The 24142-nt window shown below is 55.4% G+C and carries 17 protein-coding genes and 2 pseudogenes; 8 read left to right on the forward strand and 11 right to left on the reverse strand.

Annotation, left to right across the window (positions count from 1 at the left end; genetic code table 11):
• Positions 1 to 21: 21 nt before the first annotated feature.
• The 3 genes and pseudogenes from SHEL_RS15875 to SHEL_RS15885 all read right to left on the reverse strand — a co-directional run.
• Complete coding sequence (locus SHEL_RS15875) at positions 22 to 885, reverse strand: N-acetylmuramoyl-L-alanine amidase family protein (protein ID WP_475908227.1); 864 nt, start codon at positions 883 to 885, stop codon at positions 22 to 24.
• Positions 886 to 888: 3 nt separating this feature from the next.
• Positions 889 to 1089: pseudogene (locus SHEL_RS15880) on the reverse strand (hypothetical protein); the annotation flags it as partial.
• A gap of 204 nt (positions 1090 to 1293) precedes the next feature.
• A pseudogene (locus SHEL_RS15885) lies at positions 1294 to 2331 on the reverse strand (VgrG-related protein); the annotation flags it as partial.
• 216 nt (positions 2332 to 2547) lie between these two features.
• On the opposite strand from SHEL_RS15885, the gene SHEL_RS07085 reads away from it, so the two are divergent.
• From SHEL_RS07085 to SHEL_RS07110, 6 genes are all read left to right on the forward strand, one after another.
• Complete coding sequence (locus SHEL_RS07085; protein WP_232001649.1) at positions 2548 to 4011, forward strand: hypothetical protein; 1464 nt, start codon at positions 2548 to 2550, stop codon at positions 4009 to 4011.
• An 83-nt stretch (positions 4012 to 4094) separates the two neighbouring features.
• Entirely contained in the window at positions 4095 to 5345 is a 1251-nt protein-coding gene (locus SHEL_RS07090; protein ID WP_050749550.1) for a hypothetical protein, read from the forward strand.
• A gap of 2 nt (positions 5346 to 5347) precedes the next feature.
• Positions 5348 to 6970: a LicD family protein gene (locus SHEL_RS07095; protein ID WP_012798571.1), complete on the forward strand. Its 1623-nt coding sequence runs from the start codon at positions 5348 to 5350 to the stop codon at positions 6968 to 6970.
• Between the two features lie 9 nt (positions 6971 to 6979).
• Positions 6980 to 8164, forward strand: a complete 1185-nt coding sequence (locus SHEL_RS07100; protein ID WP_012798572.1) for a CDP-glycerol glycerophosphotransferase family protein — start codon at positions 6980 to 6982, stop codon at positions 8162 to 8164.
• A gap of 64 nt (positions 8165 to 8228) precedes the next feature.
• On the forward strand, positions 8229 to 8759 hold the full coding sequence (locus SHEL_RS07105; protein ID WP_254303240.1) for a helix-turn-helix domain-containing protein: 531 nt from the start codon (positions 8229 to 8231) through the stop codon (positions 8757 to 8759).
• On the forward strand, positions 8756 to 9607 hold the full coding sequence (locus SHEL_RS07110) for an IS3 family transposase (protein ID WP_012798574.1): 852 nt from the start codon (positions 8756 to 8758) through the stop codon (positions 9605 to 9607). The genes SHEL_RS07105 and SHEL_RS07110 overlap by 4 nt, the downstream gene beginning before the upstream one ends.
• Before the next feature lie 75 nt (positions 9608 to 9682).
• Here the strand turns inward: SHEL_RS07110 and SHEL_RS07115 are convergent, their stop codons facing one another.
• The 6 genes from SHEL_RS07115 to SHEL_RS07140 form a co-directional block, all read right to left on the reverse strand.
• Complete coding sequence (locus SHEL_RS07115; protein WP_012798575.1) at positions 9683 to 11491, reverse strand: NlpC/P60 family protein; 1809 nt, start codon at positions 11489 to 11491, stop codon at positions 9683 to 9685.
• Positions 11492 to 11544: 53 nt separating this feature from the next.
• Positions 11545 to 13353, reverse strand: a complete 1809-nt coding sequence (locus SHEL_RS07120; protein WP_012798576.1) for a LicD family protein — start codon at positions 13351 to 13353, stop codon at positions 11545 to 11547.
• A gap of 47 nt (positions 13354 to 13400) precedes the next feature.
• Positions 13401 to 14735 carry a class II D-tagatose-bisphosphate aldolase, non-catalytic subunit gene (locus tag SHEL_RS07125; RefSeq protein ID WP_012798577.1) on the reverse strand — a complete coding sequence of 445 codons (1335 nt, stop codon included), beginning with the start codon at positions 14733 to 14735 and terminating at the stop codon, positions 13401 to 13403.
• Positions 14735 to 15793 carry a galactitol-1-phosphate 5-dehydrogenase gene (locus tag SHEL_RS07130; protein ID WP_012798578.1) on the reverse strand — a complete coding sequence of 353 codons (1059 nt, stop codon included), beginning with the start codon at positions 15791 to 15793 and terminating at the stop codon, positions 14735 to 14737. The genes SHEL_RS07125 and SHEL_RS07130 overlap by 1 nt, the downstream gene beginning before the upstream one ends.
• An 11-nt stretch (positions 15794 to 15804) precedes the next feature.
• Positions 15805 to 16524 carry an IspD/TarI family cytidylyltransferase gene (locus SHEL_RS07135; RefSeq protein ID WP_012798579.1) on the reverse strand — a complete coding sequence of 240 codons (720 nt, stop codon included), beginning with the start codon at positions 16522 to 16524 and terminating at the stop codon, positions 15805 to 15807.
• Between the two features lie 277 nt (positions 16525 to 16801).
• On the reverse strand, positions 16802 to 18712 hold the full coding sequence (locus SHEL_RS07140) for a glycosyltransferase (RefSeq protein WP_012798580.1): 1911 nt from the start codon (positions 18710 to 18712) through the stop codon (positions 16802 to 16804).
• A 390-nt stretch (positions 18713 to 19102) separates the two neighbouring features.
• Between SHEL_RS07140 and SHEL_RS07145 the strand changes: the two genes are divergently transcribed.
• The gene (locus SHEL_RS07145; RefSeq protein ID WP_012798581.1) at positions 19103 to 20167 is read left to right on the forward strand and encodes an acyltransferase family protein; all 1065 of its coding nucleotides are present in this window, start codon (positions 19103 to 19105) and stop codon (positions 20165 to 20167) included.
• 75 nt (positions 20168 to 20242) lie between these two features.
• Here SHEL_RS07145 and SHEL_RS07150 read toward each other — a convergent pair whose 3' ends face one another.
• Positions 20243 to 21499, reverse strand: coding sequence for a hypothetical protein (locus SHEL_RS07150; RefSeq protein ID WP_012798582.1), 1257 nt, complete (start codon positions 21497 to 21499; stop codon positions 20243 to 20245).
• 8 nt (positions 21500 to 21507) lie between these two features.
• The gene (locus SHEL_RS07155) at positions 21508 to 23034 is read right to left on the reverse strand and encodes an MBOAT family O-acyltransferase (protein WP_012798583.1); all 1527 of its coding nucleotides are present in this window, start codon (positions 23032 to 23034) and stop codon (positions 21508 to 21510) included.
• 336 nt (positions 23035 to 23370) lie between these two features.
• Between SHEL_RS07155 and SHEL_RS07160 the strand changes: the two genes are divergently transcribed.
• Entirely contained in the window at positions 23371 to 24096 is a 726-nt protein-coding gene (locus SHEL_RS07160) for an IspD/TarI family cytidylyltransferase (protein ID WP_012798584.1), read from the forward strand.
• Positions 24097 to 24142: the final 46 nt, after the last annotated feature.

Consider the following 24142-nt stretch of genomic DNA (forward strand, 5'->3'; position numbering starts at 1 on the left):
CTGTAATATTCGCAGATATACCTATGCTGCCTTTGGCGCAACGGCCACCTGCGACTTTAAGACGCCGTTGCTGTCGAACGTGCACTTCATGTCATTGATGGTCACAACGCCAGTGACCATGCGTCCTTCAGGCGTGAAGAAGAATTTCTCGTTCTTGCCGTTGTAGGCAATGGTCTGCCACCCGGTCAGCATGGTGCCGTTCGAAGCGAACCTGAACCAGCTGGTTCTTCCGTTAAGAGCAAGCTTCTGCCAGCCGGTCTGCATGGCTCCGTTCGCGTTGAAATAGAACGTCTTCTCAACACCCCCGTATACAATCTTCTGGAAGCCTGTCAGCATCTTTCCCTCGGTATCGAAGAAATACCATTTGGCAGAGGTTCCAGAGCCCACCTTCTGCCACCCGGTCTGCATGACGCCTTCGGTGTTGAAATAGTACCAGGTGCCGTCAAGACTCTTCCAGCCGATGGCTGCGGCACCGTTGGCGTTGAAGTAATACCGCTTCACGACGCCGTTCGATTCGATCTGCCGCCAGCCCGTGAGCATCTTGCCCGCGTCGTTGAAGTAATAGTATCTGGAGGTAGACCCGGACGTGATCTTCTGCAGGCCCGTCTGCATGATGCCTGCTGAGTTGAAGTAGTACCAGACACCCGACAGCTTCTTCCACTCTGTGGCCATGGCACCCGTGGAGTCGAAATAGAACGTACTGGTTGCGCCCTTGTACAGCAGTTTTTGGAATCCGGTCAGCATCACGCCGCTATCGGGATCGAGGTAATACCACTTCCCCTTCACGTCGCCCTTGTCGAGCTTCTGCCAACCCTTTTGCATGATGCCGGCGCTGTCGAAGTAAAACTGTGCCCCGTCATCTATGGTCTGCCAACCGGTCAGCATCTTCCCGCTTGCGCTGAAGTAGAACCTTTGGTCCACACCGTTGTAGGTGATGGTCTGCCAACCGGTCAGCATCCTGCCGCTGGCATTCATGTAATACCACGAGCCGTTGACCTTGCACCATCCGGTGACCATGGCGCCCGAGCTCTTGAAGTAATACCAGGAGCCGTTCACTTTCGCCCAGCTATTAGCATACATTTTGCCGTTGGCGTCGAAACGGTACCAGGTGCTGCCCGATTTCCACCAGCAACTTGTCAGAGCGTAGCCGTTGGCATCGAAACGGTACCAATACCCGTCAGCGAAGCCCCAAGCGTTCTTCACGTAGGACCCGCCTTCCTTCAGCATGATATGGCCGTTTACCACCTCGATGGTGCCCAGATAGTTCTCGCAGTCTTTCAGCTCGTTGCGGTACCTGTTTTGCCAGCCTTGATGGTATTGAGGCTGGCTCGGATAGAAGTATGCCACGTTGTTAACCACGTAGTTGCAGAGCACCGTGACGAATTGCCTGTCCGACATGGACTTCTTAAGCCCAGCACCAGGGTTGTTACCGTAGTAGTAGCCGCCCACGAACTGACGCCACCCTCCGGATCCGAACAGATTGCACATACCCCAGCAAAGGCCTTTTACACAATCGGCGCGGTTCTTGATGGGAACTCCGATGCTGGTCATGTGCGCTTCCGCGATAATGTAATAGTTCTTGTAGGCCCAGCCGTCCTGAAGCGCCGCGAATTCCTTGGGATTGGCCTTGTAGGCGGCGTGCCAGGAAGCGTTCAGCGTGGCGCCCACAGACGTCAGACCGCCGTCGTACATGGCGTTCCAGGCTTTGAATTTGCTTTCCGTCATCGTGGTGTACGACTTGAACATGGAATAGGTCTTCGGATTGTAGTTGTAGCAGGCGATCAGGAACTCAAGCAGGTCGTAGCGGTTGTCGAACTGATAGTATCCGACGGCGTGGTATCCGTCGAAGTAGCTCAACCCCTGGTCATAGTTCTGATTGCTCTCGTATTTTGCGAAGTATTTCATCTCATCGGAGAGATACATCGGTGTTACTGTGGGTTCAGCCAGAGTTCTCACCTGGCCGTCTTCGTCGGAAGCTTCGGCATAGAAGTCCATCTTGTCGTAACCGGAAGGCTCCGGCACGGACGTGTCGACCACCTCGTATGGATCCTCCTCCGCCTGCTCATCCGCAGACTCGACAGATTGAGAAGCAGCTTCTTCCTCGTCTAGGGCAGCAAGCAGCTCCTCGACCATTTCGTCCTGCTCGGCAGCTTGCGTTTCATTTTCTGCATCCTGCACTGCGGCAGAATCAGCGTCTTCGGTTGTAGTTTCAAGAGCCTGGTTTGCATCCGCGTCAACGGTCTCGTCTGCGAAGGCCTCGGGAACGATCCCCATGGTGCAAAGGGCAACGGTCACCAGGCAAACAAGTGTTGTTTTTAAGGCGTGTTTCATAGGTCAATCCTCGTTTGTCGGTCTGAACAGCCATTTTACACGAGGTGCCAAATTGTTACGGTTGGAAGAACCCTGAATGGCCCCATAACACGTATAATCGATACAGCAAAAACACGAATACGACGAATAAACGGACATAGTATGCACATCTCATTCACAACTCACAAAGGTACACGCGCATTCGCAGGCCTGCTGACAGCCGCCTGCTTGACCTCGATGCTTCTCCTGTCGGGAGCCGCCTATGCCGACGACACGGTTTCGCCTGATGCGGGCCTGAACGCAACGGAGCAGAGCACGCCGGACGGGAACACCGCCGTGACCGGCGACACCGAATCGAACGGCACGGGCGAGTCGGAAGCCGTCGACGCATCCGACGAAGCACCCGATGCCGAATCCGGAGCAAACGACGGCAACGCCGCAGACGGCGACTCGGACAGCCAGGACGGAAACCCCGCGCCGGACGACCAAGGAGGACAGGGCGCCGATTCCACAGATGACCCGGGCACCGAGCCCGACCCTCCTGTGGACCCCGACCCGGTCGACCCCGATCCTGAAGAAGACCCCACGCCGCCCGACGGATGGTTCGAAGACAACGCCGGATGGCACTATCGCCAAAACGGGAAACTGAAAACCGGCTGGCTCGTGTACAAAAACAAGTACTACCTGCTCAACTCCAAAGGCGTCATGCTGACCGGATGGCAGCAGAGGTCTGGTTCCTGGTATCACTTCAACGGTTCCGGCGCCATGGAGACCGGCTGGAAGAAACTGTCTTGGGACTCGAAGAAAGCCTGGTACTACCTGGGCGGCAACGGCAAGATGCGCACCGGATGGCTGAAATACGACGGCCATTGGTATTACCTGGGCAAAGACGGCGCCATGCGCACCGGCTGGCTGAAAGATGACGGCTATTGGTTCTACCTGGGCAGGAACGGCGCCGTGCGCACAGGCTGGCAGTCGATCGACTACAACGGCGCCAAAACGTGGTTCCGCTTCGACGGCGGCGGCCGCATGTACACGGGCTGGACGAAATCCGGCGGCTTCTGGTATTACCTCGGCGGCAACGGCGCCATGCGCACCGGCTGGCAGGCCGTGGGTGGCGAATGGTATTACCTGTCCGATAACGGCAAGATGGACACCGGGTGGCTGAAATACAAAGGCTCCTGGTACTACCTTCTGTCCAACGGCATGATGGTAAGCGATACCTGGCTACGCATCGGTGGCGTCTACTACTACTTCAAGCCGCACGGAGACGTCCCGTCGGTAAATTATCCTACCGAGGGATCCCTGACCAGCAAGCAGCAATCGGTGCTGAAATACACCTCCAAGACCCCCTGGCCTGGTCCCGGCTATTGTGCAGGTTGGGTCAACACCGTGTTCAGCAACGCTTTCGGTTCCAAGAAATACCCGGCGTTGGGAAATGCTGACGACATGTACTACGGCTGGGGCGATTCCGGCAATTTGAACAACCTTCGAACGGGCATGATTATTGCCGTGCCCTCGCATACGCATACGTGGGCGGGATACTACTACGGACACGTCGGCATCTACGCAGGCAACGGCAAGGTCGTCGACAGCGCCAGTGCAGGTCTGCGTACAGTCGACCTGGGATCATGGATGTACTGGTACGGGATTACCCACACGCCGAAATGGGGCTGGCTGAACAACATATCTTTACGGTAAATGCAATGCCAACAAACGCACATATAGCATGACAATCGCTTATAATCGTTGCGTACATATGCAGGACTACCGAGGATATTAATATGGCCACACCCTTGCAGAAGAAACTGCTCGATTTAGTGCGCGAATTCGACAGCGAGTGCGCGCAACAGCACGTGCCCTATGCCCTTTTCGGGCAGACAGACATGCTGGCTCGCAATCACAAAGAATTTCGCAACTCAACCTACGAATTCCACGTCATGATGCCGGCCAACAAGGTCCATTCCGTTTTGGATGCGCTACTCAAGCAGGGCGGCGACCAGCGCGAAGTTGAAAGCCTGGCAACCAATCCCCTGCTCCGCTGGAACACGTACCGCTACGTGCACGCAGGAACCACGCTGGTGAACCGCGATGATTTCCTGCATTTCAAATGCCGCGGCGTGGCGCTGGAAATCCATCCCGTGTACAGCAAGGGACCTTCCAAAATCCGGGCGGCGCTTTCGCTCGGCAACCATGCAGCCCATTTGAAGCCGTCCGTGTCTTTCAAATTCAAGAACGAAAAACAGGAAACGGCATACGGGTATTACAGGAAAACCGTACAGTACCTCGGCGAACAACGCGTCGCGAATTACCTTGAGGGCTTCTGCAAAAAGAGCGGATCGCTTAAAGCCGGCCGCGGATGCTTGGAAACCCTCGACGGCGCCATCAAGACCGTTGAGAAACTGGATTTAACGAACACGAAGAAGGTTTCGTTCGAAGGCCTGGACCTGCCCGTTCTGGTTTCTTACGAGAGTTATCTCAAGGCCTATTTCGGCAGCAAATGGAAAGAAGAGAGCAAGAAGAAGCAGCGCCCCGCAAATACATCCGCAGTCATCTCCTCCGCAACGCGCCCGTATAAAGAGTCGATCGAGGCATTCAAGGGTATTGGAGTGGATTTCGACGACTTGGACGCCAGATATGTCAAGTACGAAGACCTGCTGCGCGACGTGCTTCCTGTCTCGAAAAAGAACACGGATCACGATTACCACATTGCCACGCTATGCGGGCATCGCATCGATACGTATGCCGAGCTCCGTGGTAAAGAGGACGAGCTTCATCGCTTGATTGCTGCAGGAAACTTCACACAGGCCAAAGCCATCATGCACAGTTACCTCGAATACACCGACAAGTATTTGAAAATGGGGCTCGGATTCTTCGTTTCGCAGGAATTGCACGATATTGCTGCTGCCATCTGGGAACATGACGGAGATAAAGAAAAGGGAGCCAAGGTTTTAAGCTGCGTGCCCCCCGCTTTGAAAACCCGCAATCTCGACGAAACCGTCGGTGCTTTTCTGGCCGAAAGGAGCGAGAAGTAATCATGACCCCCACTCAAGAACATCTGCTCAAGCTCCTGCTCGAAATCGACGAGATTTGCAGAAGGCATGACATCACATATTTCCTAGAAGCCGGCACGCTGCTCGGCGCCGTGCGTCACAACGGATTCATCCCCTGGGACAATGACCTCGACATCACCATGAAAGAGGCCGATTACAACCGGTTTGTGGAAGTGTGCCAGCAAGAGCTCGACCCGACGAAACGCGTCATGGCCGACAATCGCCGCAACCGCGAATATCCCAGCGTATTCGGTCGTTACATCGACCGTGAAACCTGCCGCATCAACAACACCACGTTGTTCTGGGACGACTACATCGGACAGAGCATCGATGTGTTCTGCATGGTCGAACTGCCCGCCGATCCGGAAGACATCTACGAGGCAGAGGTCCGCTACAACGCTTACGACGAGGTGGTCAACCGGAGCTTCCGCCATTTGCGCCGTAAGCGCAGCTACACCATGGATCGGTACAACGAATACCTCAAAGCGTACGAGACCGACCGCGACGCTTTCTTGGCGGAGGTTGAGCCTAAAATCTTCGGCCACACCTATGAAGGCTCCCAATGGTACATGGTGACCAGCGCCAACGGATACAACATCCTGCCTCGCGCACCTTTCGAAAAGGTCGCATACGTGTCCTTCGAGGGACACATGGTTCCGATTCCGGAAGACTACTTCGACTTGATGGTGTATTACTACGGCGATACGTTTGGGCTCATTCCCGACAAAAAGCAGATCCATACGGAGATGTCCCACAACCACATCCCCTGCAAATACTATTCAGATGAGTTCCGCGCGTGCATCGACATGCCGGAGTTTTTGGGCAAGCGCGCCACCTGGAAAAACAACATGATGCAGGAAGGCGCCATGTGGACCGATGCCTATCTCGACTACACGTCCTGCCTCGGCCTCATGTTGAAGATGGACATCGAAGACGAGATCGCCGAAAAGAACATCGACGTCATGGACCTTGTGAACAACCCCACTCCAGAGGGTGACGAAGTACTCCGCAATTTGTTCAATCTGTATATCGAGCGGCAGACCTCCTCGACGGTGGTCTATGCCAAATGCCATCTTGCCCTCGGCGAGGATCTTGAGTACGCAGCGCTATACACAGCCTTGTTGCTAAAAGGAGACAGAGCCGCCTTCGACGATATGATCTCAGTAAGGACCGTCAACCGCGTTCCCATGACGGACCGTATTCAGAACCTGGTTGATTACGCCCGTCATTACCGCGCCGCAAAGAAGTTCATCCTGTATCGCGAATTCGCTAAATCCCAGGAGCACATCGACTGGTGTGTCGAGCGCCACGGTACGAACAGCAACTTCAAAACAATGCAACTTATGGTTGACAGCGGACTGGCGGAAACAGCCGATGATTGGCAATCCGTTCTGAACTCTGCAGAAGAGATACTGGTCGAAAGCCCCGACAACGAATACGCATGGGAAGCCAAGGCCGATGCGCTTCGGTTCATGGGCGAAAGAGAACAGGCGAACGAGATCTATGTCAGGCTTCGAGATACGGCCGTTGACGGTTTCGTCATGAACCGTGCCATCCAACAGGTCGGACCGTCCGAAACGCCGCGTTTCTCAACCACCAAGGAGTAGCACGGCTGCATGGGCTCGCTCAAGTCGACATTGAAGTTCTTGGCCGCGGATGCCGTGTATGGGCACATGCTTCCGAACGCTTATCGGAAGGCATGTGCCCAGTATCCCATGGTCAAGGGTCGTGTCGTTTTTGTCGAGAACAACGGGTCCACCCTGTCCGAGAACTTCAGCCTCATCAGCCAGCGTTTGGAAAAGCATCCCGAATACTCTCAGGAGGCCGTGTTTCTGCATGAAACCACAGCAGGCTTGAAGGGCCGTCTGGACAACTCGAAGGCTTCCATGAGGGTTTTGGCGGAAGCGGAATACATCTTCCTCAACGACGCCTCGCAGCTGGTAAGCTGCTTGCCGCTGCGTGACGGCACGCGCGCCTTCCAGCTGTGGCATGCGTGCGGTGCATTCAAGAAATGGGGCTTGAGCTGCGTCGACCTGAAATACGGTGCCGACGCCCGCATGTTCAAGAAACACCCGTACTATGCCAATCTTTCTCTGGTCAGCGTGTCTTCCCCGGATGTTTCCTGGGCATATCAGGAGGCCATGGGCATCGCCGATGCGTCCACCATCAAGCCCTTAGGTGTAAGCCGCACCGATGTGTTCTTCAATCAAGGCTTCCTTGTCCGGTCGAAGGAGAAGCTCGCAAGGCTCTTCCCTGCCGCAGACGGGAAACAAGTCATTCTGTACGCGCCCACGTTCAGGGGCCGTCCCGCAACGGCAGCAACGCCCCATGATCTTGACATCCAATTGCTCAAGGAGCGTTTCGCAGACACCCATGTGCTCATCATCAAGCAGCATCCTTTCGTGAAGGACCCTTACGCCATTCCCGTAGAATGCGCATCGTTCGCATACGAGGTTTCGGGCGAGCTTTCGATTTCGGAGCTTCTGGCTTGCGCCGACGTCTGCATCACGGACTATTCTTCCATCGTATTCGAATACAGCCTGCTCGACCGGCCGATCTGCTTTTTCGCCACCGACCTGGAAGACTACCGATCGTGGCGTGATTTCTATTACGACTTCGAAGAGATGACGCCGGGCCCCGTATTCACGACCTCTGAAGACGTCGTGAACTGGGTCGATGCAACCGCGCATCGGTTCTCGAATGACCGCATCGCGGAGTTCCGCGACAAGTTCATGCGCGCCTGCGATGGCCACAGCACCGACCGCATCTGCACCGAGGTATTCGGCTCTACGCTCGAGTAAAGAATCGCCTGCAACGTAAAACGCCCGCTCAACTGAACCGTCTCCCATTTCTTGGACATGAGAAATGGGAGACTTCTTTATGGATGGAAGAGTGCTTTATGACGAGACGACGCGGCGGCGGGCTGTAGCCCTTTTCGAAAAGGGCATGGGCTACAAGGCTGTCGCCAGCCTGCTGGACATTCCGCGTGAAACCGTGAGAAAATGGCTAGACGTATACAGATCCGTTGGCATCGAGGTCCTGGCCATGATGGGAAAGAAGCACACCACCTACTCGTTCGAGACGAAGCTGGCCGCCGTCAGGGCGGTCGTGGACGAGGGCATGACGAGGCCCGAGGCCATGGCCAAGTTCGGGATAGCCTCGCCAAGCTCCTTCAAGAAATGGCTGAAGGCGTACAGGGAGGAGGGCCCCGAGGCGCTCAAGCCGAAGCCCAAGGGGAGGCCGAGGGGGTCCGGCTCCCCGCCTAAAGAGCTAACGCGCGAGCAGGAGCTAGAACGTCGGATACAGAAGCTCGAAGCGGAGAACGCGTACCTAAAAAAATCGATAGCCCTGAAGGCGGAGAAGCGCTCTCGAACCGCGAGAAAGCCGCGGCCGTGAGCGAGCTTTCGGGGCGATACCCCCTCGCCGACCTGCTGGAATGCGCCGATCTTGCCAGGTCGAGCTACTACTACGCGCTGTCGCACCCGAAGGCCCCGACCAGGCCGGAGCTCTGGGAGGCCGCCGCCGAGATATTCTCGCGCACCGCCAACGGCTGCGGCCACAGGCAGATCGCCATGTGCCTGCGCGCCGAGCAGGGCGTGCGCATAGCCGACAAGACCGTGCTCAAGATGATGCACGAGATGGGGATCAGCTGCGGGATCCGCCGCGAGACCGACTACCACAGGTACAACTCGTACAGGGGCGCAGTCGGCAAGACCTTCGAGAACATCATCGGCCGCGACTTCGCAGCCGACGGGCCGTGGGAGAAGATGGGCACCGACGTCACCGAGTTCAAGCAGCCCTGGGGCAAGGCCTACTTCGCGCCGGTCTACGACTTCGGCAGCAAGGAGATCGTCGCCTGGTCGACGTCGCTGCACCCCAACATGGCCCAGCAGCACGAGCTGCTCGACCAGCTGCTTTCCAAGAAGCCGGAGGGTTGTGCCCCAATACTGCATTCCAATATGGGCTGGCAATACCAGCAGGCCGGGTGGTGCAACAGGCTGAAGGAGGCCGGCATCGTGCAGAGCATGTCCAGGAAGGGCAACTGCATCGACAACGGCGCGACGGAGCAGGTGTTCGGCCATCTGAAAGACGAATTCTTCCGGAACCAGACATGGCCAAGCTTCGAAGAGTTCAGGCGCGACCTAGATGCATACATCGTCCACTGGAACACGAGGAGGCGTCAGGTTAAACTGAAGGGACTGACCCCGGAGGAATTCCGGAATCAGTCCCTACGTGCGGCGTAGGCCGTTTATTAGCCCGTCCAGGAACTGGGGTGCAGTTCAAACCGAGCGGGCGTTTTGGTGTTTATGCGTTGGCACCTAGACGAACAGGCGCATGCAGCCGCGCGGAACGCCGTGCGCCCAGATGCTTGCGATGCGAACGTTACCCGAGACAGTGGTCGCTTCGATCATCTGGTCGTTACCGATGTAGATGCCTACATGGCCGTTCCAGGAAAGGATGTCGCCGCGCTGCCTATCAGCCAGAGCCACGTGCTTCACACTGCCGTAGTTCCAGAAATTGTTGGCGTCGTGGCTGTGCCAACCGTTCGGACCTGTGGCGTAGTGGTTATAGGGGTTGAACTCCCCCAGGTCCATGCCGCAGGCATAGGCGCATTGGTACACCAGGCCGATGCAGTCGACGCCCACGCCGGGCTGCAGCGAGTAGTTCCACATGTACGGCGTGCCCAGGTATTGGTACGCGCGTGCGATGAACACGTCGACACATTCGGAACGCGTCGCCTTACGTGTGATGCGGCTCGGCGTGACGTAATCGAAATTGGTTCCGTGGCCGTCCACATACACGTTTTTGCTGCTGACCTGGTAGTATTGCGACGGGTTTTGATAGCCGGCCTTGTACGTGGTCGAGTAGCTCGAATACGCACCGTTAGGCATGACGTAGTAGTCGCCAATCCAAGTATCCGTGGCCATCTTGCCGCCCTTGTAAGAGTAGTACCAGGTGGAATCAACCTTGTACCAACCGGTCAGCATGGCACCGTTCGTGCCCAGCCTGTAGTAATAACCGTCTTCCTTCAGCCAGCCGGTCTTCATTTTTCCGTTGCTGTTGAAGTAATACCATTTGCCAGATACTTTCTGCCATCCTGTAGCCATGCTGCCCGATTCGCGCATGTAGTACCAGCAGTTGGTGCCCTTCAGCCAGCCAGTGGCCATGTCGCCGCCGGACTTGAGGTAATACCACTTGCCGTCAATCTGCTTCCAGCCTTTGACCAGCGTAAAGTCCGAAGCAAGATAATAGTACTTGCCGTTGTAGGACGCCCACCCGGATTTCTGAACCATCTTGCAATTGGCCCGCATAAGGTACGTCTTGCCATCGACCGTCGTCGGCCCGACGGCGGCCGCACCGTTATCCTTCAGGTAGTACTTTTCGCCATCAAGGGTAAGCCAGCCGGTACGCATCCTGCCGGAGTTGGCAAAGTAGTACCAGGCATCGTCGATCTTCTGCCAGCCCTTGGACATGGATCCGCCTGGCTTCATGTAGTACGTGCCATCTTCGAGCTTCAGCCATCCCGTCTGCATGGCGCCGCTTTTCGCCATGTAATACCAGGTTCCGTTGACTTTCTGCCAGCCCGTGGTCATTTTTCCATCGGAATCCATGTAGTACCAGACGTTTTTCACCTTCTGCCAGCCTGTGGTCATGGCACCGGTATTCTCGTCGAAGTAATACCAGATGCCATCGATCTTCAGCCATCCACGCACATACTCGCCGTTCTGGCCGTAGTATTTGGCACCGTCAACCTCTTGCCAGCCATCTGCAATGGCAGGTTCTTCGGGAGTCTCGCCAGTATCCTGGTCGTCCCCGTCTGCAAGCGTCTCCGCTTCGGCCTCATCAGGTTCTGCGGCATCAGGAGCAATGGAAGGCTCTTCACCGCCCGTAGCTTCGGACTCGACCGCAGAATCACCATCCGCAACCGGCACATCGGCATCTGCAACGGCACTATCGGACGCATCGTCGGCAGGTTGCTCTTGGCCGACGGCTTCTGCATCCATTGCATCCGCCGCAACCGTATCGTCAGCAAAAGCCACTCCGCCCGAAAGGAAGACGAGCAAAACCACTGCCGCAACCATCATGGCGATGGGCAGAAAACGAGCTTCGCATTTCACGCTATGCATATGTTTCATCCTTTCGCAAAAGGCATGGGACATGCCCATGCCTTCATGCTTCTTTACTCTTCGCCAGCGTTGTTCTCGCCTGAGAAGAAGTCGTTTTCAGCCTCACGGCCTCCTCCGACGCCTTCCGCATCGGCCCAGAATAACAAATCATGGCCGACTCGTTGATGCGGATACGGCGGAACCATGTAGTCACCGTATTGCATGCGCAGGAACTTCTCAGGGTTCTTCGGAAGCATGATTTCGATGCCGTCGAATTCAACACGCTGGGCCGGATAGAGATCTTCCACCTTCGCCATCGTGTAAGACGGAACGAAACTGGCCACGTATTCCAGACCTTCTTCTTCGGCCACATCGTTGTAGCAGGTAACCGTCTCGTCGTAGTCCTTCTGGGTCTCATCCAACGAAATGCCCCAGTAGTGCTTGGCCAGAATCTTGCCGTTGTTCTGGGCAATCATCCAGTCCAGATTCTTGCGGTCCGTGGGCATCTCTTCGGCCTGTGCTTTCGGATACTGACGGTTGACCACGCGATGATGCGCCTTGGCCTTACCGCGGACCTTGCTCTTGAACGAACGCTGCTCGGCGAAATCATTCGGAATGTAGTCGAACGGGAACACATCCACGCAGATGCCCTTGTGGAACGGGCGGAACTTGTTGTAGTCAGTAATGTATTCCGTATCGTTCATGCGAACCTTCGAGAACAGGTACGGAATGTTCGGGTCGCTCTCGCGAGTCTGCAGGAAGAAGCGATCGCCGTCAAGAATTGCACCGGCTTCGGCCTTGAACCGCTCGTAGTCGGCGCGCAGCATGCCGATATCGATGTCGTCGTCCCAGGGAATGAAGCCGCCGTGGCGGACATATCCCAGCATAGTGCCGCCGCAGGCGAAGTACTGGATGCCCAGCTCCTGGCAGACGCGGTCGATCTCGACCACGATCTCCTTCGCGTCGTTCTGCAGACGGCGCAGTTCAGGGGTGGTTTCCAGAATGGGCTCCTTGCCCCAGATGTCAGGACGGTCGGGGCAGCGCACCATAAGGCCGGCAAGGTTCATGCGCTGGATTTCGCCGATGTCGGATTTCGGCACCGTGTATGAACGCCAGCTGAGCATGCGGGTCACATTGCTCATGCCGCGGCCCTGATACCGCTTGGCCAGATGGTGGATGCGCCAGGACGCCAGACGCAAAGGCATGATCTTGTATCGCAGCATATGGCGGTCGATGATGGCGCCGTAACCGTCTTCATAGTTCGCCTCGTTCATGTGGCGGCAAGCGATGGTGCGCCTGAACGTGACGCTGCGGCGCTTCATCTGGCGGTAAAACTTCTTACGGGTGAAGAAGTCGTCGGGCACCTCATCGAACACCGTGGCCTGGATCATGCCGCGGATGACCATGGGCAACGTGTTGTCACCGTACAGGATGTCCAAATCATCTTCAACGTACGTGTATTCGATGGCGTCGATGTGCGCATAGATTCGGCGGATGTTCTTGTACCGTTTATCCGTGAAGAACGGGTTGTACTTGAATCCCAGCTCTTCAATCTGCTCATCGGTCAGCGCGTTGAACGCCGCCTCGAACTTATCCATCTCAGGACGGAGGAATCCAAGGTCGATGCGGGAATAGCCAGGCAGGAAGTCCTGGTATGCAACAATGCCGGCAAGGGTTTTGCCGTACACGAAGTACTTGATGCCGTGCTCTTCGCAGAACGCGTCGATCTTGCGCATCAGCTCAAGGTTGGCCTCTCGCGTCGCTTTGAGCAGAAGCGTGTCACGGTACGTGACATACGACTGGTGCTCTAAGAAGCTCGACCCCATCACGTCTTCGATGAGGTCGAGTTCTTTTTGCGTTCTGGCCGTTTTGATGTCCGCCATAATGCAAAAACTTTCTATTCGAACGTGTAGTTACCCCTCAGCGTTCATTATCGCGGTTCCATGGGGATTTCGGGAGCCCCCATTCCGCAATAATCGGTAGCGCGCAGGTAGCCGTCGATGCTGTCGCCAATGTGGTCCCAGATGATATCGGCAGCTTCGTTGCGAATTTCGCCACGACGTACACGATAATACTGAATGGGCAAGAATTGGCTGAGCATGCAGTGCGGAATGACATTTCCGCTCAGATTCTCAACAAGTTTGTTACGCGCGGCTTTGATTTCGGGCTTAGCGAAATAGTAGCGGCAACGGTCGTAGAAGCTGTACGCACGCGCGATGCGCTGCTCGTTGGGCGTACCCTGATAATAGGATTCCCAGGAGGACGGGTCGTCCATCATGACCTTTTCCAGCGTGTCGCGGTAGTTGGACCACACTTCGGGGGTCTCGGCGTAAATCTCGCGCTCGATGTTCTCCAGGGCGAACAGGGATTCGCGCAGGGCGAACGTCAGAGCCGGGCCCACCTTGAGGATGGCCACGCCGTCTTCAACCATACGGCCCAGGTTCTTTTGAGTCTGGTAGTCGGTGGAGTGACCCTCGATGCACAGCGGCTCCTCGCGCATAGCGGCAACGGTTTCGGCAGCGCGCGGGCGGTTGTACTCGTCCAGATGGAACTCGTGGAACTCGACGCCCATCTCGATGACGATACCGACGACGCGGTCGAACACGTCATGCAGGCCATGGCGCTCGAAGGCTTCCCTGTAAATGCGGATGGTGTTGGTGGCGTCGCTGGCCGTGGTCACACCCATCTCGCCGGCGTTGAAGTCGCCGCCGGGAACGGGAACCTCGCTGCCGATGACGTACACGGGCTGCACTGCGTCAGGATGGCTCTTCTTGTACTCCTTGAAGGCCTCTTCAGCGGCCTGGCACATACGGGCACCGCGCTCGGCGCAGGTGGCGGTCAGGAAAGGCTGGTCGGGGTCGTCGGAGGCGACGCGCATGCTGGTGTCCAGGTGGATCTTCTCATAACCCGCAAGCACGCAGTCTGCTGCCAGGCGGCAGGCATTCTCCATGGCCTCGTCTTCGTTCAGGTTCGTCCAAGGCAGCGGGCCCAGATGGTCGCCGCCCAAAATGACCTGGGAGAACGGAACGCAGAGTTCCTCGGCCAGGCCCTTGACGAAATCAGCGAAATCAAACGGGGTCATGCCCGTGTAGCCGCCCATCTGGTTCACCTGGTTGGAGGTGGACTCGATCAGGGCCGGCGTGCCGGTCTTGTAGGCACGCAGCAGCGCCGCACGGATGACGTCCTCGTTTGCCGAGCAGCACGAATAGATGCCGACACGACGTCCAGACTTGTTCTTCTGGACAATTTCCTGCATGGTATGCATTAGTTGACCTCTTTCCATGAGTCAATGAGGATCTTGCCACGGACCTTTTCCGTCCCGACGAAGCGGTCGAAAGCCGTAGCCGTCTCCTGCAATTTATAAACACCATCAATCATCTCGGGCACCACGCGCATGATGCCCCGGTTGAAGAAATCGTCTACGTTTACCCATTCGACACCGGGCCACGGTGCGGAATAGGACATCCACGAACCGATCAGGGTAAGTTCCTTGCGATTGAGCATCTCCCATTCGCGGATGGTGAAGGCCACATCGTCTTTTGGCGTGCCGACGAACACCACCGTGCCCTTGCTGCCCGCGACGGCCATCGCATCGATGATGGTCTTGGGCGTGCCGGCAGTATCGAACACGTAATCAAAGCCCTTGCCGCCGTTGAAAGCCTTGGCGGTTTCCAGCCAGCCCTCTTCAGAAGTGTTGACCAGGTTTTCCAGCCCTGCCGCCTTCGCAGCGTCGAGTCGCACCTGGGAGTGGTTCGAAACCACCACAACACCTGCGCCGTAACCGGACAGGGCCTGTCCCAGCAGAATGCCGATGGTGCCGGCGCCGATGACGATAGCCGAGGCGCCTTCACGGAAATTCGCCAGCTCGATGCCGTGGAGGGCAACCGTGGCCGGCTCGTAGAGCGCGCCTTCCATGTCGGTCACTTTCTCACCCAGCGGAAAGACGTTCTCGACAGGCAGGACCACGTATTCGGCCATGCTGCCCTGAGAACGGGAGCCGACGAAGCCGTAATGGCCGCACAAGGAGAAGTTTCCGTTCTTGCAGTCCTCGCATTCGCCGCAGGGCTCCAGAGGAATGCCCGAAACGCGGGTGCCGACCAGAGAAGCGTCGACGCCCTGGCCCACCGCGGTGATTTCGCCGGAGAACTCGTGGCCTAAAACCAGCGGGAAGTTATGGACAGCGCCTTTATGGAAGCGCGGCACGTCCGATCCGCAGATGCCCGTGAAGTGCACGCGCACCTGCACCTGGCCGGCACCCGGCTCAGGCGTCGGCAGTTCCAGGTATTCCATTGTCTTCGTGTCTTGCAGCTGAGCGGCAAACATCTAAAGCACTCCTAGAAGTAGTAGTTATGGAACAGCTCCCTGAAGGCGTCCATGTCGTGGCGGTACGTAATCTTCAGGTTGATGAGGTCGGTCGGAACGATCTTCATCTTGATGTCGTGGGCCAATGCCAAAGCACCGGCCGACGTGTACAATTCAAGATGCTCCTCGTCCATCTCTTTATAGATGGGCCAGATCAGACCGAATTTAAAAGCCTCGGGGCTTGCGCCGGTCACCACGGTCTGACGTGGGATAACGCTTACGAGCTCCTTGCTTTCGGGATCCATGCCATACACGGTGTCGTACTGGCATTCGGCCATGGTCGCTCCGCCGAAGTTCGCCGCAGCGGAGGACAGGTCACCCAAATGGGCGGCATCCACATAAGGATGCGTGGTGTCGTGGATGAATACGATGTCGTCGTCGGTTGCCATTTCGGCCACCTTGGTCAAGCCGTTTTTGACAGATTCCGAGCGGCTGGAGCCACCTGGGACCACGCAGTAATCGAAGCCTTCAAGCCCAAGGTCCGCAATCCACTTGTCCGTGAAGTCGACCCATTTGCGATGGCAGACGATAACGGTGTAGTCGGCGAAACCAAGCTCGGCATACTTCTCCACGAGGTAGCTGAACGTGGGCTTTCCCTCAACTTCAACAAACTGTTTGGGCACGTCAGCACCGAAACGCGTACCGGAGCCGCCCATCATGAGCAGCAAGTACTTCTTATAACGTGTCGTCAAAACGAGCTCCTTAAAGTGAAATTGCCTGAAAACATGTGTTTGTCCACTATAGACATATCTCTACTTGTTTTGGGAGTTCCTGACCAAAATCACGTTATCTTAAAAATTAGCCTTGGTTAATTTCCATAATTCATTTCGTTATGACATCGTACGGAGGCATAAAACACGAAGGTGCATTTTAGTTCGCATAGGCGATCCGACACGATACCCCGCCTGGATAACGCAAAATCAGACACGCATACGCAACAGGCAATCCGCAATAGGGCCTTTGGTGAAACTAACCTTTAAAAAAGCGGCTTTGGAACTTGCGCACCATCGAATTGTTCTCGGTTTTCGATGCGGCATCGGACTTTAAGGCAGCTTTCGTCTTTCCCTTGGCTTCCGCATTCTTGGCAGCTTCAGCTTTTCTTGCAGCACGAACGTTGGGTATCGAATCATAGTCCTCTCGAATGACGCATTCGAGAACGGCCCTTTCCGTATACGAAAGCCTATCAAGAATTCCAGGTCGCCACAGCGGTTCGATGGTGTCCTTGAGTTCGGGCAATAGGGGCTTCTCCTCTTCCCAACTTCTTTTGTCCATTGACGTAGTGATGATCGCATATGTTGGCTTTTGGAGCAAAAGGGCAACCAACGGCTCCTCCAACTCCTCCGTTTGTGCACCACGAATGCATTCCAACAGCGCCTTCAAACCAGTCAACCTTCCGTTGAACGAGGTGTCGGAAGACGTTAGCCAGGTGCTTATACCCCTCGACGCCGCAACATTGTTGCAGGTGACTTCACAGGTGCCAACCTGCATCTTGAGGTCGTATCGCAAGCCGTCAACCCCGACCAAACCCTCATCCACCGGGACGCACCATAAGCCGCCAAGCTCTTGATCGCCCTTCAAAGGCAGGACGTATTCGAATAATTCGGCTTCCAGCCAACCATCGTTGCTGTCGTGAATGCGAACACATAGAGAATCGATGTAGGCGATTGCGGGATTGGCCCTATAGGCCCCAACCACGTAATCGCGTTTCCCGGTACTTAGAATGCCCACTGAAGAAAACAAGGTTTTATCCAGCTGACAGACCAGACACGCCCGCTCCAGAAAGAGCGGGATACGACCGAGCAAATCATGAATGGGCTTCACCGGATGCTTTTCCTCAAGAGAGTTGACAGCAACTTTGTGGCTACGTCGGGACGAAGCCACCCTTTTCGCCAAGGTTCGTATTTCGGGTATCTGCCCATATCGTTCATTCATCAAGGCGTCGAGCACTGCATGCTCGGTAAACTTCAAATGCCCAGCGATCTCTTCATCCCAGTACGGCAGCAGAGCCATCCTCAGTTGAGGCATTTTCTCAACCTCATTACCCCATCCTCGATCCATTGAGGTTGTAATGAGTTTATATGCAGAATGCCCGAAGATCTTCTCATACAAATACGGATACGCTTCGCACTCTGCATGACTGTCGCGGATGGCATCCAGCATAGCTTGGATTCCTTCGAGTCTTTTCTCGAACGTCTTCAGAGGATGCAGGTCATTGCTATGTATGATGCTTTCGTTTCTCTGAATGTAATCAACGTAAGGATAGTCAGAGGCAAACGACACAACGTTCGCCTTTAGAAGAACCTCGATTGCAAACAGGAAGTCCTCGGAATACGTGTTTGCAAAGCGAATACCATTCTCCTTGATTGTTGACAGGCGGAATAGCTTTCTGGCATCCAAAACCTCCACCATCGGCAACATGAATCGATGTCCACTTGGGATGCAAGAGTATAGTTGCTCACTATGCGTCGGAACGACAGCGAATGACCCCGTGGAAGGGTCGACCACCCTTTGGGTAAATCCGACAACGTCCGAGCCCCATTCCAAGGCATGGCGCACAAGGCGTTCGCATGATTCTGGCCAAAGAATGTCATCCGCATCATGGAACAAGACGTACTCTCCGCAGGCATGTTCGATTCCCTTGTTCCTTGGCGCAGATGCAAATCCGGAACCAGGCTGATGAAAGCATCGGATATTCTCATGTCTTTCCGCATATTCGTCGCAAACGTCTTCAGAACCGTCGTCGGACCCATCGTCGATTATGATGATTTCGAAGTCCTCGCTAGGCATGGTCTGCCTGACCAGCGAATCCAAACACGGCCTGAAGTACTCCCCGGCGTTATAGACGGGAACAACAATGCTCAGTAGTTTCACTGTTTCCATACGATTCAATCCTAATCTCTCGCCCGTTGACCCTGATAGGCCACGAATGGATGCGACTCGAGACTTACCTAACAGTATCGGCCGATTCCGCAACTCGGCATCACCACAACAATGCAACGGGCTGCTTTTCGAGAGTTTTACTGTACCATTTCTGCCTTCAAACGCATGTATTCATCTTACGCAAGACCCAACCTATATGCACGAATCATACTTGCAGCCTCTATTCGTTTTTGGATTTCCGCTGAAGCACATCCGGTCACAAGGCGATGCGGATTACCAGCCAGGCAAAACGGAATTGCTGTGACATGCCCCGCCATGGAGGGTTTGTTACTACCCCGTAGTGCCCGAACAGCATAATGACCATACATATTGCAGGCAGGTAGGAGAACAATGGACGAATCGCGCTTTGACTTGAACATCATCAGCAAGTACAGGGCACCGCTGTACGGAATCAGCATTTTCTGGATTATGCTTTTCCACGGGTATGCCAAAGATTTGGTCGATTACTCCTTCGGGCAATCATGGCTGCAGTGGTTCTACGAGTTCATCAAGGTTGGAAACGTCGGTGTCGACATCTTCCTGTTCCTATCGGGCGTATGCCTGTATTTTTCGTTCGTGAAAAACCACGACCACTATGCGTTCATCAAGAAACGGCTGGCTCGGGTATACATCCCCGTTATCGCCGTTTTCTTCATATGGTGGTTCTTCAAGAGCATCATCCAACATAGCGGAGGCTGGACGTATCTGCTCAGCAGACTCTCCCTTATGCACTTCTGGCTAACGTACGACGCCAGCGTGTGGTTCGTGTCTCTGATCATCATCCTGTACTTCGCTTATCCCTATATCCATGACTTCTTGTTCGCCAAGGGCGCAAACCCCGAAATCCGATGTGTCATCCTGGTGTTGGGCGCGCTGCTCATGAACCACATCCTCGGACGCATCTGGCCGGGATTCTTCGACGGAACGGAAATCGCCCTCACACGCATTCCCGTGTTCATTATCGGCTGCTGGTTCGGAAAATACGTTTACGAGAAGAAGACGCTCCCCTATAAGAACCTTTGGATCGCGCTGGCCGTCATCGCGGCCGTCGCATTCATCTACATCTGCTTCCTGGGTGTTCTGCACGGCGTCGTCCGACGCTATTTCTACACGGTCGGCGGCATCGCTTGGGCATACGTTTGGTCCTTGGCTTTTGCCGGATTGGATCAGCTCCGAGGCGGAAAAGGCGCTTCGTACCTCGGCAGATTCATGGGCTGGCTGGGCGGCTTCTCCCTGGAGTTGTACGTGTCGCACATCATGCTTAACCAGGTGTATCGCAGCTTCGGCTTCTACAACGAAGGTTGGCTGCCGGGTTATCTGGTGGTGGTGGCTTTGGCCATCCTGCTTGCATTCGCGGCATATAAGCTGACCGATCCGTTCATAAAGAGAATAAGCGGTAAACCTCGCGCGGCATAAGCCGATCGTCCACACCGAAACGTATTCAACGAGGGCCTTTGCGAAAATGCAATCGCCCTCGTTTTCGTTTATGGGTTAGTCCGTCCCAAGGAACCCCGGCGACATGCTGTAGATGAAATCCGGCGCATAGGCGTGCCCGAGGACGACCACATGGTCCACATCGTATCGGTCTGCATACCAATCGACGTTGCCGTCCGTCGATACATTGCCAGGCACAATGCAGATGGTGGATTCAAAGTTCAAGGCAATGTAGCGCCTGATAGAGTAGCTCATGGAATCGCCTACGACCAGGCACGTTGTACCCTTTTGAGCATTCGGGTTCTCAATCCAAACAGCACCGTTGCCGTAATATTCGGAGTATACGTTCGTCATGTCTATGTCGTTTTCGCCAACCGCACCGTCCAGATAACCCTGGCGTTTTCCGAGTTCGAACATCTCGCCTTTTCCGGAGTCCGTCAACTTGTAATACCTGTAATCGGAAAAGTCATAGGCGTGGTCAACGAATGCACTTTGGAACCCCAAATCCAATCCGTTTCGAGCATTCGATCCGTACCAAGCAGGCACAACCTGTATGTGGTCGGCATCGTCCCAGGACACTGGCGCCCAACCTGATTCCGCCGCCAAGACCCCATACGAGTCGACAGCATAAGGCGCCTGCCAATGATGGTCGTTTCTATACCACGCCTCATCCACAGACATTTCCAATGGCGCATCGAACACATGCAGGTCGATACTTTCACCCAAAAACCCGCCCCAAAGATCCTCGACCGATTCCTTGTCCATAAGAGGATACCCGCGGACATAACCGTACATGGGGTCACGTTCGCTCTGCCGCAGCTGAAGCGTCACGCACACGTCAAACGCCACGTCGGGATGCGACTCCGCTGCAGCGTTCAAAGCGCCGCACCATGCCTCGACGTGAGCGTATGAAGCGGTACCAGGAAGCTGTATGGGCTGGTGGTATGAGTTGAGCACACCTTCGGACTCAAGCGCGAATACGTCCGAGCCGAAGAACGTCGGATATGCATCGTATCCGAACGGAACAGCGGCAAGTTTGATCTCGGCCCTCTGAATGCCCGCATTGCATAGCGAGAACTCATCCTTGAAAGGAAAGGCGTCGGCGGCGTATTGCTCGAAATCCGACTGGAATGAACCGTCATCAAAGGAATCTTCAGCCAAATCATGCAGGGTCAGAAAAGCTCGCCCCTCGATACTCGACGTCGTCTTGGTTTCGAACCCAGGCAAAAGAAAACCCGCAGCCTGATACAGAACCATACTGCCCATGACCGCCAAAACCGACACGATGAATGCTATCGAACGCACCTTCTGCATAATGGTCCTTAGAACTGGAAATAAATGAACGGGTTGAACGAGCCGGAAATGACCGAAGCCAGACTGGTCAGGAAAAGCATGACCAGCAGCACATCGACCGCAACGTTCGCCCATGCGAGCAGACGCGCCTGGCTCTTCCCTACCGGCTCCGCTTCCAGCACGCACAGCGAATCGGCTTCGTACCTTTCAGGGTTCACAACGCTGATCTTGAGGAAATCGACGAGCTGCCGACCTTCGACCCAAGCCAGGAAACGCTCCTTCACATACGGGCATATCGGAGTGGACGCTGCGACGCAAATTGCGAACACAACCCAATACTCCCAAACGCCCAGCTCCCAAAACGATGCAGAACCCGTAAGGCCGTACATCCCGACCAGTGCCTGCCAATACGGCACGAGCTGCGTTGAATCCGTAATCCAAAAGAACGACCAACCGAACACGTAAATGACGATGCAGTACACGTGCTGAACCAGTCTGGGCGTTTTCGCCAAACGCATGCCCCAAAGGTACTTCTCGCATATCAGAAGCACGCCGTAGTACACGCCCCACAGCACGTAGTTCCAAGCGGCGCCGTGCCAAAGGCCGGTAACGGTCCATACAACGGCGATATTGAATATGTGCCTGCTGGTAGTGCATCGGCTGCCGCCCAAAGGGATGTAGATGTAATCGCGAAAGAACGTCGACAGGCTGATGTGCCAACGACGCCAGAATTCAGTAACCGATGTTGAAATGTAGGGATAATTGAAGTTGCGCAGATACTTGAATCCCATCATGCGACCAAGGCCGATGGCCATATCCGAATACCCGCTGAAGTCGAAGAATATCTGGAACGTATAGGCGATCAGACCGCCCCAGGCTCCCACGAACCCGATTGCAGAACCGCCCTGGGACAGCATCGAATCGGCGAGTATCGCGCAGGTGTTCGCAAGGAGCACCTTTTTACTCAGGCCCACGACGAAAAGGCGCAACCCGCTAGCAAAGTCTTCCAGGTTTTCTTTACGGCCTAGAACCTGCTCATGAATGGTGGAGTACCGCACGATGGGCCCGGCGATAAGCTGCGGGAAGCAGGCGACGTACATTCCCAAAAAGAGAATGTTGCGTTGCGGTTCCACCTGCTTACGGTACACATCGATGACGTATGAGAGGGCTTGCAGCGTGTAAAACGAAATGCCGATAGGAAGCGGAAGGTTCATGTTTCCGATGACTTCAGCACCCGCAAGCGCATTGATGTTATCTGCCACAAACCCCTGGTATTTGAAGAATCCGATTACCAGAACGTTTGCGACGACCGCAATAAACAGCAAGGCTTTTCGTACGCCGACCTTCGAAGAGCCGCCTATCGCAAGCGACAACGCCCAATTCATGAAAATGGAAAGCACCATAAGCAAGACGTAGACGGGCTCTCCCCAGGAATAGAACAAGAGCGATGCCACGAGCAGCCACACATTGCGAAGGACCCGCGTTCTACAGGCAAAGTACACCAGCAGCATGATCGGGCAATAGAACAGCAGAAAAGCAGACGACGAAAATACCACGCCGAAAACCCTTTCGATGATGGATTATACGCACATGCCAAGCCGTCAAAACAACAGCTGCGAAATAGTACTGCAAGGCTACTCACGCCCTACATAACCATTGAGGCTCGGCACCCGGTACAAGCAGGCAGTCCATCTGCAAAGCGCGCAAGGTAATTCGCATCCACAACAAGGAACGGCAGACAGACTGCCGGCGCCCAATGTGCGCCGACCCAACACGTCTTCTATCGTAATTCTGAGATTGCGCGAACAGCGTTCGGGCGGGGCTTCATTTGAGTTAGTATTCTGCCACACCACGACTTGATCGCGGCATACCGCTGACTTAAAGGAGCATATATGAACTACGCAGGCATTCTGGCGGGCGGAAAAGGCACGCGCATGGGCATTACCGAACGCCCTAAGCAGTTTCTGCGTCTGGGCGCCGAAGAGAAGCCCATCATCATCTATACCATCGAAGCCTTTCTGACCTGCAAGGACATCGATCGCATCATCATCGCCACGCCTCTGGCCTGGGTGGAATACACCGAGGTCCTGGTATACGAGAACTTCGACGAAGAATCCTGCAGCCGCATTACCGTCATCCAAGGCGGCAAAGAGCGCAGCGACTCTCTGGACAACATCTGTACGTACATCGAAGACACTTGGGGGCTGACCGACGACGACATCCTGGTGAGCCATGACGCCGTTCGCCCCTTCGTCACCCAGCGCATTATCGAAGAAAACGTGCGCTTCGCCCGAGAAGTCGGGTGCGTCGACACCGTAGTTCCTTCTACGGACACCATCGTCGTCAGCGTCGAAGGCAAGACCATCGACGAGATCCCGCCGCGCAGCCAGTTCTATCAGGGACAGACGCCGCAGAGCTTCTCGATCAAGGAGTACCTCGAGGCGTACAACGCGCTGACCGATGAGCAGAAGGCCATCCTGACCGACGCCTGCAAGGTGTATCTGTTCAACAACAAGCCCGTGCACCTGGTCATGGGCGAATACAGCAACATCAAAATCACCACGCCCTACGATATCCATGTTGCCGAAAGCATCTTAAGCGAGCGCGGTGCCAAATAGGCCCTCGTGGCGGACAGCGTTTAGGACCGAATCGATCAGACGCCTG

The sequence above is a fragment of the Slackia heliotrinireducens DSM 20476 genome (assembly GCF_000023885.1).
GTDB classification, from domain to species: Bacteria; Actinomycetota; Coriobacteriia; order Coriobacteriales; family Eggerthellaceae; genus Slackia; species Slackia heliotrinireducens.

Coding starts and splice junctions, on each gene's coding strand:
- SHEL_RS07160 (WP_012798584.1), top strand. CDS start 23,371: ATGAACTACGCAGGCATTCTGGCGGGCGGAAAAGGCACGCGCATGGGC.
- SHEL_RS15875 (WP_475908227.1), bottom strand. CDS start 885: ATGCTGACCGGTTGGCAGACCATAGATGACGGGGCACAGTTTTACTTC.
- SHEL_RS07120 (WP_012798576.1), bottom strand. CDS start 13,353: ATGGCGGACATCAAAACGGCCAGAACGCAAAAAGAACTCGACCTCATC.
- SHEL_RS07140 (WP_012798580.1), bottom strand. CDS start 18,712: ATGGAAACAGTGAAACTACTGAGCATTGTTGTTCCCGTCTATAACGCC.
- SHEL_RS07100 (WP_012798572.1), top strand. CDS start 6,980: ATGGGCTCGCTCAAGTCGACATTGAAGTTCTTGGCCGCGGATGCCGTG.
- SHEL_RS07125 (WP_012798577.1), bottom strand. CDS start 14,735: ATGCATACCATGCAGGAAATTGTCCAGAAGAACAAGTCTGGACGTCGT.
- SHEL_RS07090 (WP_050749550.1), top strand. CDS start 4,095: ATGGCCACACCCTTGCAGAAGAAACTGCTCGATTTAGTGCGCGAATTC.
- SHEL_RS07095 (WP_012798571.1), top strand. CDS start 5,348: ATGACCCCCACTCAAGAACATCTGCTCAAGCTCCTGCTCGAAATCGAC.
- SHEL_RS07150 (WP_012798582.1), bottom strand. CDS start 21,499: ATGCAGAAGGTGCGTTCGATAGCATTCATCGTGTCGGTTTTGGCGGTC.
- SHEL_RS07130 (WP_012798578.1), bottom strand. CDS start 15,793: ATGTTTGCCGCTCAGCTGCAAGACACGAAGACAATGGAATACCTGGAA.
- SHEL_RS07085 (WP_232001649.1), top strand. CDS start 2,548: ATGCTTCTCCTGTCGGGAGCCGCCTATGCCGACGACACGGTTTCGCCT.
- SHEL_RS07105 (WP_254303240.1), top strand. CDS start 8,229: ATGGGAGACTTCTTTATGGATGGAAGAGTGCTTTATGACGAGACGACG.
- SHEL_RS07145 (WP_012798581.1), top strand. CDS start 19,103: ATGGACGAATCGCGCTTTGACTTGAACATCATCAGCAAGTACAGGGCA.
- SHEL_RS07115 (WP_012798575.1), bottom strand. CDS start 11,491: ATGCATAGCGTGAAATGCGAAGCTCGTTTTCTGCCCATCGCCATGATG.